Origin of the sequence: Humitalea rosea (assembly GCF_003253705.1) — a bacterium.
GTDB lineage: Bacteria > Pseudomonadota > Alphaproteobacteria > Acetobacterales > Acetobacteraceae > Humitalea > Humitalea rosea.
The window spans coordinates 1-13,080 of record NZ_QKYU01000038.1 but is presented as its reverse complement, the minus strand read 5'-3'; the positions used below and the strand labels follow the sequence as shown (position 1 = coordinate 13,080).

Sequence of the window (13,080 nt, the reverse complement as noted above, 5' to 3'; positions counted from 1 at the left end):
CGGGCCCGGTCTAGAACACCGCGTCCACGGCTTGGCGCAGCCAGCTCGGGCTGTCCTCGGCCGCGCGGGGGGCGCCATCGACCAGCAGCGCGTAGCTGTCCTGGTACCAGGGGCTGCCCGGGTAGTTGTGGCCGAGGATGGCCGCGCTGCGGCGTGCCTCATCGACCAGGCCCAGGCTGAGATAGATCTCGGTCAGCCGGTGCAGCGCCTCGGGGACGTGGTTGGTGGTCTGGAAGTCGTCCACCACGCGGCGGAAGCGGCCGAGGGCGGCGGCATTCAGGTGCCGCGCCTGGTAGAAGCGGCCGATGTTCATCTCGCGCCCGGCCAGATGGTCGCGGGCCAGATCCATCTTCAACCGCGCATCGCGGGCATAGGGCGTGTTGGGGAAGCGGTTCTGCACATCCTGGAGTGCCGACATGGCGGTCTCGGTGCCGCTCTGGTCACGGCGGGCATCGACGATCTGCTCGTAGAAGCACAGCGCGCGCAGGTAATAGGCGTAGCCGATGTCGCGATGGGCGGGGTGCAACTGGATGAAGCGGTCGAGCGCGCCGATCGATTCGGTGTAGCGGTTGCGGCTGTAGTCGGCATAGGCCGCCATCAGCTTCGACTGGGTAGCCCAGGTCGAATACGGGTATTCGCGGTCCACCGTCTCGAACAACTCGACCGCGGGGCCGTAGCGTTCGGCGTTCAGCGCGTCCATGCCCGCGGCATAGAGGCTCTCGGGGGTCTGCTGGGCCAGCGCCTGCTGGCGCGGCGTCGCGCGGCCGGCGGCGGTGCCGTCCCAGGCACGGACGCCGTCGTCGCCGGAACAGGCGGCGAGGACCAGGGGGGCTGCAAGCAGGAGGGGGACCAGGCGGCGGAGCATCGGCATATTCGCGCTATACCACAGGATCGAAAGAAGCCGGCAGGGGGGTCCGTGCCGTCGTATGCGTAACCTGTTTCAGGCGGCCGTCGCCATCGCCGCGTCCCGCGCCCGGGCGGCTTCCGGCACGCGCAGCGGCGGCATCCGGCTGACGGCGGGCATGGCCCAATCCTGCTCCACCACGCGCCATGCGGCGCGATCGGCGAACATGGCACGCAGCAGGCGGTTGTTCAGCGCATGGCCCGAGCGATAGCCCGAAAAGCGGCCGCTGATCGGATGCCCCGCGAGGGACAGGTCACCGACCACGTCGAGCAGCTTGTGCCGCACGAATTCATCGGCGGTGCGCAGCCCCGTTGGGTTCAGCACCATCGGCCCATCCACCACCACCGCATTGGCGAGGCTGCCGCCGCGGGCGAGGCCGGCGGCGCGCAGCCGTGCCACATCCTCGGCCAGGGTGAAGGTGCGGGCATCGGCCAAAGCATGGCGGAAGGTCTGCGGCGTCACGCGCACGGCCAGGGACTGGCGGCCGATCGCGGTGTTCGGAAAGTCGATGGTCAGTGCCGCCTCGAAGGCGGCGGGCCAGCCGGCGCCATTGGCGGCGGGGCGCAGCTCGGCCCAGGCCGAATCGGTGTCGTCGGTCTCGGTGACGCGGATCGGCTTCAACACTTCGAGCACGCTGAGCGGCAGGCCGTTGTCCACGACGCCGGCGCTGTCGATCAGGAACAGGATGTCCCGCGCGGAGCCATCCAGGATCGGCACTTCCGGCCCATCCAGCTCCACCAGGGCATCATGGACACCGGCCCCGGCCAGCGCGGCCAGCACATGCTCCACCGTGCCGATGCGGCGATCGGGGCGGTCGGAGGCGCCCAGCGCGGTGCAAAGCCGGGTATCGCCCACCTGGTCGAAGCGGGCGGGGATTTCGAGATTGATATCGGTGCGGCGGAAGACGATACCGGCGCCAGGGGCGGCGGGGCGCAGGGTCATGGTGACGCGGGCGCCCGAGTGCAGCCCGATGCCCACGCAGCCGATCGGGGCACGCAGCGTCCGCCTCATGCCACCAAGGCCTGAGAGAAGCGAACCGCCAAGGGCCGATGTTGCGAGATATCCGTCCATTCTTATCCGTCCCGGGGATGCTGCGATACCGTTCGGAAAGGACCGGCCGGCTAGACTGGCGCGCCCCGGCGGCGCGTCTTCGCATATGCAAACTGGCAGGCTGGGGGCTCTCCTGCCAGTCAACGGTTGTTTCCCCGTATTTCATCGCAAGTGACTGAAAATACGGCCTGCGTGCGGTGCACAATACGGCGGAATCAAGGCAATTCCTCAGTGATTTACGGCATGAAAAAGGCGGCCCGGCAAACCTGCCGGACCGCCTGATACTATCGCTGGCGTTATGGTTTTTCAGTTGTTCTGGCGGCGCAGGAAGGTCGGGATATCCAGACCCATCTCATCGCTCGAGGCCTGGGTGCGCGGGGCGGGGGCGAGGCCCGGGTGGGCCGGCGCCATCGACGGCTGGCCCATCAAAGGCTGGCCCATCAAAGGCTCCTGGCGCCGGGGCGCCGCGGCCTCCGCCTCGGCCGGCAACTGGCGGCGCATCAGATTGCTGCCCAGGCCGGTCGCGGTGCGGAACAGGGTGCTGAAGGCGCCGGGGCGCGGCTGCGCCGGGGCGGCCACCGGCCGCTGCGGCATCTGCGCGACGGCGGGATGCGGCGCCGGCGCCATCTCGGGCTCCGGTGCGGCCTCCCAGGCGGCGGCGGCGGCGTGCTGCTGCTCATAGGCCTCGGGGGCGGATTCCACCGTGGCCGCGCGTCGCAGCCCGGGCATCGCCGGCGCGGCGGGCTGGGGCGCGGGCATCCGCGCCGGGCCGGGCTGGGCGCCGGCCGGCACCTGGGGCTGGGCCGGGCGGAAGGACATCGGCGCCGCCGGGGTGGCGCCGGGACCCTGCGCCGGCCGGCCGGGCATCCCGCCCGGGGCCGCGGCCGCGCCCGGCACGGCCTGGGTGCTGGCGGCGAAGGTGATGCCGCCGCCGCCCATGGCGACCAGACGCGGGCGTTCAGCCTGGGCCTGGGCCTGCGCCTCGATGCCGGTCGCGACGACCGAGACGCGCAGCTTGCCGTCCATGTTGGGGTCGAGCGAGGTGCCGAAGATCAGGTTCGCCTCGGGATCGACCTCGCGGCCGATGCGCTGCACCGCCTCATCCACCTCGAACAGCTTCACATCGTCGCCGCCGGTGATGTTCACCAGCACGCCGCGGGCGCCGCGCATGGAGGTGTCCTCCAGCAGCGGGTTGCTGATCGCGGCCTCGGCGGCGCGGAGCGCGCGGTCCTCGCCCTCGGCCTCGCCGGTGCCCATCATCGCCTTGCCCATCTCGGACATCACGGTGCGGATATCGGCGAAGTCCAGGTTCACGACACCCGGCTTCATCATCAGGTCGGTGACGCCGGAGACGCCCATGTAGAGCACGTTGTCGGCCATCTTGAAGGCTTCGGCGAAGCCGGTGCGCTCATTGGCCATGCGGAACAGGTTCTGGTTCGGGATCACGATCAGCGTGTCCACATACTGTTGCAGGTCGGACAGGCCCTGCTCGGCCACATCCATCCGGCGCTTGCGCTCGAAGTCGAAGGGCTTGGTGACCACGCCCACCGTCAGCACGCCGCGCTCCCGCGCGAGGCGCGCGATGACCGGCGCCGCGCCCGTGCCGGTGCCGCCGCCCATGCCCGCCGTGATGAAGACCATGTGGCAGCCCTCAAGGTGGCGGGCGATGTCCTCCGCCGCCTCTTCCGCCGCCGCCCGGCCGATCTCGGGCTTGGCGCCCGCGCCCAGCCCCTGGGTCAGATGCGGCCCGAGCTGCACGCGCCGGTCCGCCCGGCTGCGCGCCAGTTGCTGCGCGTCGGTATTGGCGACCAGGAACTCGACACCCTCCAGACCCGACAGGATCATGTTGTCCACGGCGTTCATGCCGCCGCCGCCGACCCCGATGACGGTGATGCGAGGAGAGAAATCGGCGACCGATTGCCTCTGGATCGTCAGGTTGAGTGTCATTGCGGGGTAATCCTCAACATCTTGTGGGTAGCGGGGGCGGGACCCGCGAATCGTGGGGTGTTAATGAACATCACAGCCGTTCTCGCCACCATTCGGCAAGACGGGATAACAGCCCCGGACGCGGTCCCGGGGGGTCCAGATCCAGCGGCGGCCGGCCTTCGCCGGCGCCCCAGGACAGGAGACCCACGGTCGCCGCGAAATCGGGGCGATGCAGGGTCTCGGGCAGGCCGCGGACCTGATGCGGACGGCCCAGACGGACCGGGCGCCCCAGGATTTCGGCGGCCAGTTCGCGCACACCGGCCAATTGGCTGGCGCCGCCGGTCAGCACGACGCGCTTGCCGACCTCGGGGCCGAGCCCCGCGGCCTCCAGCCGGTCGCGCACCAGTTCGAGGGTTTCCGTCAGCCGCGGGCGGATGACGCCGACGATGGCGGAGCGGGGGATGCGGGCAAGCTGCTCCTCCTCCTCGCCCACCTGCGGCACGGGTAGGAACTCCCGCCCATCATCATGCCCGGCCAGGACGCCGCCATGCAGCGTCTTCACCCTTTCGGCATGAATGATCGTGGTGGTCAGCCCGAGCGCCAGATCGTTCGACACATTCCAGCCGCCGACCGGCAGGGCGGAGGTGTGCAGCAGGTGCCCGTCCTGGAACACGGCGATGGTGGTGGCCCCGCCGCCCATGTCCACGACGGTCGCGCCGATGGTCTTCTCATCCTCGACCAGGGTGGAGAGCGCGGCGGCGAAGGGGGCGGAGACCAGCTCCTCCACCTCCAAATCGCAGGCGGCGAGTGCCAGGCCGAGGTTGCGCAAGCTTGCCTGGGCCGCGCCGACCAGATGCAGCCGCGCGCCGAGCGTCTCGCAGACCATGCCGCGCGGATCGTCCACGCCGGGGGTCGCATCGATGGTGAAGCCGAGCGGGATGGCATGGACCGTCTCGCGGCCCTCCTCCTCGGCGCGGCGGCGGGCCTCGGCCAGCACCGCGCGCAAATCGGCCGCGGTCACCGCGCGGCCGCCGATCGGCCATTGGATGTGCTGCACCCGGCTGTCCGGCTGGCCGCAGGTGAGGTTGACGATGACGCCGGTCAGCTTGTGGTCGGCCATCTCCTCGGCCTGGGCGACGGCGGCGCGGATGGTGGCCTCGGCCTCGCGCAGATCGACGATGTTGCCGCCCTTGATCCCGCGCGAGCGCTGCCAGCCGAAGCCGAGCACCCGAGGTTCGCCATCGCCCTCGACGCGGGCGATCAGGCAGACGGTCTTGCTGCTGCCGAGGTCCAGCACCCCCCAGACCCCGGGCCGCGCGCGCTTGCGCCGGCCGCCGGCGATCGGCGGATCGGCCAGCGAGAGGTTGGGCGGCAGGCGCGCGATCTGGTTCATCGGCGTGAACTCCCACGGAGCAGGGCAGGGGTGGCGTGGATCGGCGAGGGTGCGGCCAGCGGGCGCAGCACCATCCGGTCCGCGAGGCGCAGATCCACGGCCGCCAGCGGGCGGTCGAGCAGCCCGTGGCTGCGCTGCAAGGCGGCGAGCCGTGCTACGGCCGCGGGCTCCTCACCTTCCGGCAGCAGCACGTCGGTGCCCGTATGCAGGCGCAGGTTCCAGCGCCGGTCGGCCACGCGGATCAGCGCCTGCACCCGCGTCATCACCTCGGGCACCGCGCGCAGCGCATCGACCAGCGCCCCGGCCGTGGTGTCGGCGCCGGAGCCGACCAGCAGCGGCAGCGGGCCGAACTGGTCCAGCCGCTCGGTCGCCACCACCCGGCCGCGCCGGTCGATGATCGAGAACTGCCCGGCGTTCTGCCAGAGCGCGAAGGGCTCACGCTCCTCGATCCGCACCACGATGCTGTCGGGCAGGTGCCGCTCGACACGGGCATGGGCGATCCAGGAGATGGTCTCCAGCCGCTCCCGCGCCGCCTGGGGGGAGAAGGCGAACATCGGATCGCCCGGCACGATGCCCAAGGCCCCGCGCACGAGGTCGATCGGCGTGTTGTGCCGGCCGTGCAGTTCCACCCGCTCGATGGTCAGCCCGAGCCGGGTGGCCAGGGTGCCCTGGTCGTCCAGCAGCCGCGCCGCCTGGCTGGCGGGGTCGAAGGCCGAGACGCCGATGGCCAGCCCGCCGAGCACCGTCAGCCCCGCGAGCCCCCAGCCGAGCGGGCGCAGCAGCGGCCGGCGGCGCCGCAGCCAGAGCAGGAACCCGCTCGGCCGTTCCGTGGTGCGCTGGGTGGTGCGCCGCAGGGCGCGCGGGTCACGTGCCATGGCGGGCCTCCGCGACCAGCCGCGCGCAGAGCGCGGGGAAGGAGATGCCGCGATGCGCCGCCTGTTCGGGCACGAGGCTGGTCGGCGTCATCCCCGGCTGGGTGTTCACCTCCAGCAGGATCAGCCGGCCGGGCTCGCCGGCCGTGTCGTCGTAACGGAAGTCGGCGCGGGAGACGCCGCGGCAGCCGAGCGCCTGATGCGCCGCGAGTGCCACCCGCATTGCCTCGGCCGCGATCCCGGGATGGATGCGGGCGGGCAGGATATGGGTGCTGCCGCCATCGGCGTATTTCGCCTCGTAGTCGTAGAATTCGGTATGGGCGGTGATGTCGGTCACCGTCAGCGCCTCATCGCCCAGCACGGCCACGGTCAGTTCGCGGCCGGGGATGAAGGGCTCGGCCATGATCTGGCCGAAGGTCCAGGTGCGGGCGATCTCGGCGCGGCGGTTGTCGTTCGCGCGGATGATGTGGACGCCGACCGAGGAGCCCTCATGCACCGGCTTGATGACATAGGGCACCGGCAGCGGGTCGGAATCCTCCAGCTCGGCGGCGGTCAGCAGCACCTGTTCGGCGACCGGCAGGCCAGCCGAGCGGAACACCGCCTTGGCCGCGGCCTTGTCCATGGCGGTGGCGGAGGCGCGCAGGCCGGAATGGGTGTAGGGCAGCCCCATCCAGTCCAGCAGCCCCTGGACGCAGCCATCCTCGCCATAGCGGCCGTGCAGGGCGTTGAAGACGGCATCGGGGCGGGCGGCGCGCAGCGCGTCGATCAGGGCGGCGGGATCGGCGCCGACATCGATGGGGGTGACCTCGAACCCGGCCTCGACCAGCGCCGCGGCGCAGAGCCGGCCGGAGGTGAGGGACACCTCGCGCTCGGCCGAGATGCCGCCGAACAGGACCGCGACGCGGCTCATGCGGGCTCTCCGATGCGGCGAATTTCCCAACGCAGGTCAACGCCCGACCGCGCCCGGACCTGTTCGCGCACCGCTTCGCCGAGGGCCTCGATCTCGGCGGCGGTCGCACCACCGAGGTTGAGCAGGAAGTTGCAATGCAGCGGGCTGACCTGGGCCTGGCCGAGGGTCATGCCCCGGCAGCCGGCCGCATCGATCAGCGCCCAGGCCTTCTGGCCCGGTGGGTTGGCGAAGGTGCTGCCGCCGGTGCGGGCGCGCACGGGCTGGGTCGCCTCGCGGGCGGCGCGGATCTCGGCCATGCGCGGGGCGGGGTCGCCCGGATGGGCGCGCAGCCGGGCGCGGACCACGACGCCGCGCGCGGGCAGCGCCGAATGGCGGTAGGCGAGGCCGAGTTCGGCCGCATTGAGCCGGACCAGCCCCTCGGGGGTGGCGATCTCGGCCCAGTCCAGGACCTCGGCGATGTCGCTGCCATAGGCGCCGGCATTCATCGCGACGGCGCCGCCGATGGTGCCCGGGATGCCCGAGAGGAAGGCCAGCCCATCCAGCCCATCGGCCGCGGCATATTCCGCGACCGTGGTGTCGAGCGCCGCGGCACCCGCGACATAGCCATCGCCATCCCGCACCACGCCGCCAAACGTCCGGCCGCCGAGGCGCAGCACCACGCCGCGCACGCCGCCATCGCGGATGATGAGGTTGGAGGCCGCCCCCAGCACCGTGACCGGCATCCCGGCCGGCGCGTCGCGCAGCAGCAGCAGCAAATCATCGACATCGGCCGGCCGCACCAGCCACTCCGCCGGCCCGCCGACGCGGAACCAGGTGAAGGCGGCCAGCGGCGCCTCTGCCTGCACCCGCCCGCGCAGCGGCGGCAGCACCGGGGCCGTGGACTCGCGGGTCATCATGCCCGCCTCGGCTGGCCGAGTTGCAGGGCGGAAAGCTGCGCCGGCAGCGCATGCGCCCATTGCGTGATGTTGCCGGCGCCGAGGCAGACCACGTAATCGCCGCTGCGGGCGATGGCATTGACCATCTCGGCCAGCGAGTCCGGCCCGGGCAGCGGCACCACGCTGCGATGGCCGCGGGCGCGCAGCCCATCGACCAGCGCATCGCGGTCGAAGCCCTCGATCGGCGTCTCGCCCGCGGCATAGACATCGGCGACGATGACGGTGCCGGCATCGTTCATGCAGGCGCAGAACTCCTCGAACAGCTGCGCGAGGCGGGAGTAGCGGTGCGGCTGCACCACCGCGACCACATCGCGCGCGCCGGCCTGGCGCGCCGCCTTCAGCACCGCGGCGATCTCGACCGGGTGGTGGCCGTAGTCATCGATGATGGTGATGCCGCCGGCCTCGCCGACGCGGGTGAAGCGGCGCTTCACGCCCTTGAAGCCGGCCAGCGCGGAGCGGATGGTCAGGTCGTCCACATCCATCTCGACGGCCAGCGCGATCGCCGCCAGCGCGTTCTGGACATTGTGCTGCCCCAGCATCGGCAGCCGGAACGGCGACAGGCGGCGGGAGCGGCCGGTCGCGCGATCCGCGACGGTGACTTCAAACGTGGCGCCCAGCCGGTCCATGACCAGCTTGTCGGCGCGCACATCGGCCTGGGGGCTGAAGCCATAGGTGATCAGCCGCCGGTCCGACAGGCGCGGGATCATCGCCTGCACCTCCGGGTGGTCGGCGCAGAGGATCGCAAAGCCGTAGAAGGGGATGTTGCCGACGAACTGGGCGTAGCCCTCCTTCATCGCGGCCTCGGTGCCCCAATGGTCCAGGTGTTCCGGGTCCATGTTCGTCACCACCGCCACGACAGCCGGCAGGCGCAAAAAACTGCCGTCGCTCTCATCGGCCTCGACCACCATCCACTCGCCCGAGCCCATGCGCGTGTTGCTGCCATAGGCATTGACGATGCCGCCGTTGATCACGGTCGGGTCGAACTTCGCCCCTTCCATCACGCAGGCGATCAGGCTGGTCGTGGTGGTCTTGCCATGGGTGCCGCCGACGGCGATCGCCCATTTCAGCCGCATCAGCTCGGCCAGCATTTCCGCCCGCCGCACCACCGGGATCAGCCGCAGCCGGGCCGAGACGACCTCGGGGTTGTCGCGCTTCACGGCGGTGGAGGTGACCACCACCGCCGCCGCGCCGAGGTTGGCCGCATCATGCCCGATCGCGACGGAGATGCCGGACTCGCGCAGGCGCAGCACATTCGCGCCCTCGGCGATGTCGCTGCCCTGCACCTGGTAGCCGAGGCTGTGCAGCACCTCGGCGATGCCGGACATGCCGATGCCGCCGATGCCGACGAAATGGATGGGGCCGATGTTGAGGGGGAGGGCGCGCATCAGGGAACCTCCGCCCGCATCGACGCCAGCACGGCATCGGCGAGGCTCGCCGCTGCCTCCGGCCGGCCGAGGGAGGCGCAGGCCGCCGCCATCGCCGCCAGCCGTGCCGGGTCGTCGAGCAGGCGTGTCAGGGTTTCGGCCAGCGCCTCGGCCGTCAGTGTGGATTGGTTGCAGGCGATGGCGCCCCCGGCCGAGGCCAGGATCGCGGCATTGGCCGCCTGATGGTCGTCGATCGAGCCCGGCAGCGGCACCAGCACGCCCGGGCGCCCGGCGGCGGCAAGCTCGGCGCAGGTCGAGGCACCGGCGCGGGCGATCACCAGATGCGCGGCGGCCAGACGCTCCGGCATGTCGCCGAGGAAGGGCGACAGCTCGGCGGAGAGCCCGAGCGCCTCATAGGTCGCGCGGACCGCCTCCAGATCCTCCCGCCGCACCTGTTGGGTGAGGTCGATGCGGGCGAGCAGCGCCTCGGGCAGCAGCGCCAAGGCGGCCGGCACCAGGGTCGAGAAGATGCGCGCGCCCAGGCTGCCGCCGGTCACCAGCAGCTTCAGCCGGCCGGTGGCGTCGGGGTAGGGCTGGGCATGCAAAGCGGCGATGGCGCCGCGCACCGGATTGCCGGTGACCATGACATGGGCATTCACCGGCAGCCGGCTGGTCGCCTGGAACGACAGCGCGAGGCTGGCATGGCCGCGCGCCAGCAGCCGGTTGGCGCGGCCGAGCACGGCGTTCTGCTCATGCAGCAGCACCGGCACATGCCAGGCGGGGAAGAACATCCGGGCGGCGAAGATCGGCGGGACCGAGGGGTAGCCGCCGAAGCCGACGATGGCGGCGGGCTGCACCTCGCGCATCACGCGCCGGGCCTGGGCGATGCCGGCGGCCATGGCCGCGGCCCCCTTCAGCACCCGCCACGGGCTGCGCCCGGCGAGCCCGGCGCCCGAGATCACCACCCGGCGCTCGCAGGGGAAGTGCTCGGTGGCGGCGATGCTGCGGGCATCGGTCATCAGGATCACGCGCTGCCCGCGGGCCGCGAATTCGGCGGCGAGCGCCTCGGCCGGGGACAGATGCCCCCCGGTGCCACCGGCGGCAATGATGATCGGGCGCACGGCTGGTCCCCTCATGCTTCGCCCCCCCCGCTGCCAACGCGGCGGCGTGTCAGGGCCAGCAGGAACCCCATGCCGAGCGCGATCGCCAGCACCGAGGAGCCGCCATAGGAGACGAAGGGCAGCGTCATGCCCTTGGTCGGAATCAGGTGCAAGGTCGAAGCCATGTTCACGAAGGCCTGCAACCCGAATTGCGTGAGCAGCCCGGTCGCGGCGATCAGGGTGAAGCGGTCCGTCTCCCCCAGCAGCCGCAGCAGCCCGCGGATGACGATGAAGCCGAAGATCGCGATCAGGATCATGCAGAGGATGAAGCCGAACTCCTCCCCCGCCACGGCGAAGACGAAATCGGCGTGGGCATCGGGCAGCACGGTCTTGATGCGGCCCTCCCCGGGGCCGCGGCCGAACAGCCCGCCATTGCCGAAGGCCTCCAGCGCCACATCGACCTGGTAGGTGTCGCCGGCGGCGGGGTCGAGGAAGCGCTGCACGCGGGACTGCACATGCGGCAGCAGCGCATAGGCGGCGCCGAACAGCGCGACGCCGGCGCCGGCCATGCCGACCACGGCGAACATGTTCAGCCCGTTCACGAACAACTGCGCGAACAGCACCGCGGCGACCACCATGAGCATGCCCACGTCCGGTTGCAGCTTGAGCAGCAAAGCGGCGACGCCGAACAGCAGGACGGCCGCGAGCGCCCCCGGAAACCGGCTGCCGGGCCGGTGGCCGAGCGAGATCAGCCAGGCGCAGACGATGGCGAGGCAGGGCTTGAGGAATTCGGAGGGCTGCAACTGGAAGCCCGGCAGCGACAGCCAGCGCCGCGCGCCCTTCACCTCCGGCCCGATCACCAGGGTCGCGGCCGTCATCGCCAAAGCGGCGAGGCAGCCGAGCAGGGCCATCTGCCGCACCTGGCGGGGCGTGAGCAGGGAGACGCCGATCATTACCGCGCAGCCGAGGGCGAGGAACACCATCTGCTTGCCAATGAAGGAATTGCGCGAGGCCGCGCCGATCCGCACCGCGACGGCGGGGCTCGCGGCCAGCATCAGCACGAAGCCGGCGCCGACCAGCAGGAACAGCGCGATCAGGGTCGGGCGGTCCACCGTCCACCACCAGCGGCCCAGGGTCGAGGTATCGGCGCGGGTCACGGACATCAGGGGGTCTCCGCCGATTGCGGCCGGGCCAGGGCCTGGACCGCGGCACGGAAGGCATCCCCGCGCGCGTCAAAACCGGTGAACTGGTCCCAGGAGGCCGCGGCCGGGGAGAGCAGCACCGCCTCGGCCCCCGTCGCGCGGGCAGCGTCGCGGGCGGCGGGGATGGCGGCGGCGAGGTGCCCGGCCATGGTGAAGGGCACGCCATGCGCGGAGAGCGTCGCGGCGAAGGCCGCCGCGTCCCGGCCGATCAGCACGGCATGGGCGATGTGGCCGAACAGCGGGACGAGGGGCTCGATCCCCCCCTCCTTGCCGGTGCCGCCGGCGATCAGCACGATCCGGCGCCAGGAGGCCAGCGCCATGGCGGTGCTGTCGGCATTGGTCGCCTTGCTGTCGTTGATCCAGGGGATGCCATCCAGCACCGCGACCTGTTCGGCGCGGTGCGGCAGGCCGGGGTAGGTCGCGATGCCGCGCGCCACGGCCTCGCGCGCGACACCCCAGGCGAGCGCCACGGCGCTGGCGGCGGCGGCGTTCTGGGCGTTGTGGGCGCCTTGCAGGGCCGGGGCCCCGGCCATGTCGACGATCGGGCCAATATCGTCGCGCAGGATGCCGGCCTCGGCCCAGACCCCGCCGGGCTGCGGGCTGTGCCCCGAGATCGGGATTTTCCGCGCGCTCAGCCCGGCGCCCAGCGCGGCGGCACCGTCATCCTGGCCGATCACCGCGATGTCCGTATGCAGCTGGCGCGCGAAAATCTGAGCCTTGGCAGCGGCATAGCCGGCCATGCCGCCATGGCGGTCCAGATGATCGGGGCTGAGGTTCAACATCACCGCCGCGTTGAAGCGCGTCCGCGCGAGTCGCTCCAACATGTACGAGGACATCTCCAGAACATAGGCTTGGCCTGTGGCAAGAAGCGGTAACGACAAGGCCGCGGTGCCGAGGTTGCCGCCGGCCAGCGCCGTCCAGCCCGCCGTCGCCAGGATGTGCTGCAACAGCGCGGTGGTGGTGCTCTTGCCATTGGTGCCGGTGATCCCGGCGAGAAGCGGCGCCTCGCCGGAGGCACGGATCGCCGCCGTCAGGAACTCGACGTCGCAGAGGATCGGCACGTTCGCGGCCAGGGCCCGCACCGCCGCCGGGTGCTGGCGCGGGATTCCCGGGGAGAGCAGCAGCGCATCGAAGCGGAACGGGCCCTGCACCGGATCGGCGAGGGTGAGCCCCGCGGCCTCGGCGGTCGTCCGCGTGGCTATCCCGTCATCCCAGGCGGCGACGGTGGCGCCCCATTCGACCAGCCGCAGCGCCGCCGGAAGCCCCGCGCGACCGAGGCCGACCACGGCGACCGAAAGCCCGGCGAAGGGGCGGAAGGGGCGGGGTGCGCTTGTAACTCCTCCACTCATCGCCGCGCCTCCTGGCTAAGGTTGCGCGTCGGTAGCTGGGAGAGGGTCGCCGCGAGACGCTTGGGGGTCATTCCC

11 protein-coding genes are annotated in these 13,080 nt (G+C 71.8%); all 11 read right to left on the bottom strand.

The window, feature by feature from the left end; genetic code table 11:
• Positions 1-10: 10 nt before the first annotated feature.
• On the bottom strand, positions 11-865 hold the full coding sequence (locus tag C8P66_RS21745) for an outer membrane protein assembly factor BamD (RefSeq protein ID WP_245903731.1): 855 nt from the start codon (positions 863-865) through the stop codon (positions 11-13).
• Positions 866-940: 75 nt separating this feature from the next.
• Entirely contained in the window at positions 941-1,915 is a 975-nt protein-coding gene (gene lpxC, locus C8P66_RS21740; RefSeq protein WP_245903730.1) for a UDP-3-O-acyl-N-acetylglucosamine deacetylase, read from the bottom strand.
• 345 nt (positions 1,916-2,260) lie between these two features.
• Positions 2,261-3,901, bottom strand: coding sequence for a cell division protein FtsZ (ftsZ, locus tag C8P66_RS21735; protein WP_111400392.1), 1,641 nt, complete (start codon positions 3,899-3,901; stop codon positions 2,261-2,263).
• A 70-nt stretch (positions 3,902-3,971) separates the two neighbouring features.
• Complete coding sequence (gene ftsA, locus C8P66_RS21730; protein WP_111400391.1) at positions 3,972-5,273, bottom strand: cell division protein FtsA; 1,302 nt, start codon at positions 5,271-5,273, stop codon at positions 3,972-3,974.
• Entirely contained in the window at positions 5,270-6,148 is an 879-nt protein-coding gene (locus C8P66_RS21725; RefSeq protein ID WP_111400390.1) for a cell division protein FtsQ/DivIB, read from the bottom strand. The genes ftsA and C8P66_RS21725 overlap by 4 nt, the downstream gene beginning before the upstream one ends.
• Complete coding sequence (locus tag C8P66_RS21720) at positions 6,138-7,055, bottom strand: D-alanine--D-alanine ligase (protein ID WP_111400389.1); 918 nt, start codon at positions 7,053-7,055, stop codon at positions 6,138-6,140. The genes C8P66_RS21725 and C8P66_RS21720 overlap by 11 nt, the downstream gene beginning before the upstream one ends.
• Positions 7,052-7,948, bottom strand: coding sequence for a UDP-N-acetylmuramate dehydrogenase (gene murB, locus C8P66_RS21715; protein ID WP_111400406.1), 897 nt, complete (start codon positions 7,946-7,948; stop codon positions 7,052-7,054). The genes C8P66_RS21720 and murB overlap by 4 nt, the downstream gene beginning before the upstream one ends.
• Positions 7,948-9,375 (bottom strand): UDP-N-acetylmuramate--L-alanine ligase, encoded by a 1,428-nt coding sequence (gene murC, locus C8P66_RS21710; RefSeq protein WP_111400388.1) that lies wholly within the window; start codon positions 9,373-9,375, stop codon positions 7,948-7,950. Before murC ends, murB begins: the two co-directional genes overlap by 1 nt.
• Positions 9,375-10,475: an undecaprenyldiphospho-muramoylpentapeptide beta-N-acetylglucosaminyltransferase gene (gene murG / locus C8P66_RS21705; RefSeq protein WP_342768033.1), complete on the bottom strand. Its 1,101-nt coding sequence runs from the start codon at positions 10,473-10,475 to the stop codon at positions 9,375-9,377. Before murG ends, murC begins: the two co-directional genes overlap by 1 nt.
• Before the next feature lie 11 nt (positions 10,476-10,486).
• The gene (locus tag C8P66_RS21700) at positions 10,487-11,620 is read right to left on the bottom strand and encodes an FtsW/RodA/SpoVE family cell cycle protein (protein WP_408882272.1); all 1,134 of its coding nucleotides are present in this window, start codon (positions 11,618-11,620) and stop codon (positions 10,487-10,489) included.
• On the bottom strand, positions 11,617-13,005 hold the full coding sequence (murD, locus tag C8P66_RS21695; protein WP_111400385.1) for a UDP-N-acetylmuramoyl-L-alanine--D-glutamate ligase: 1,389 nt from the start codon (positions 13,003-13,005) through the stop codon (positions 11,617-11,619). Before murD ends, C8P66_RS21700 begins: the two co-directional genes overlap by 4 nt.
• Positions 13,006-13,080 lie beyond the last annotated feature (75 nt).

Excerpts from the sequence above, each read along its gene's own strand:
- C8P66_RS21745 (WP_245903731.1), bottom strand. The coding sequence starts at position 865 with ATGCTCCGCCGCCTGGTCCCCCTCCTGCTTGCAGCCCCCCTGGTCCTC.
- lpxC (WP_245903730.1), bottom strand. The coding sequence starts at position 1,915 with ATGAGGCGGACGCTGCGTGCCCCGATCGGCTGCGTGGGCATCGGGCTG.
- ftsZ (WP_111400392.1), bottom strand. The coding sequence starts at position 3,901 with ATGACACTCAACCTGACGATCCAGAGGCAATCGGTCGCCGATTTCTCT.
- ftsA (WP_111400391.1), bottom strand. The coding sequence starts at position 5,273 with ATGAACCAGATCGCGCGCCTGCCGCCCAACCTCTCGCTGGCCGATCCG.
- C8P66_RS21725 (WP_111400390.1), bottom strand. The coding sequence starts at position 6,148 with ATGGCACGTGACCCGCGCGCCCTGCGGCGCACCACCCAGCGCACCACG.
- C8P66_RS21720 (WP_111400389.1), bottom strand. The coding sequence starts at position 7,055 with ATGAGCCGCGTCGCGGTCCTGTTCGGCGGCATCTCGGCCGAGCGCGAG.
- murB (WP_111400406.1), bottom strand. The coding sequence starts at position 7,948 with ATGACCCGCGAGTCCACGGCCCCGGTGCTGCCGCCGCTGCGCGGGCGG.
- murC (WP_111400388.1), bottom strand. The coding sequence starts at position 9,375 with ATGCGCGCCCTCCCCCTCAACATCGGCCCCATCCATTTCGTCGGCATC.
- murD (WP_111400385.1), bottom strand. The coding sequence starts at position 13,005 with ATGAGTGGAGGAGTTACAAGCGCACCCCGCCCCTTCCGCCCCTTCGCC.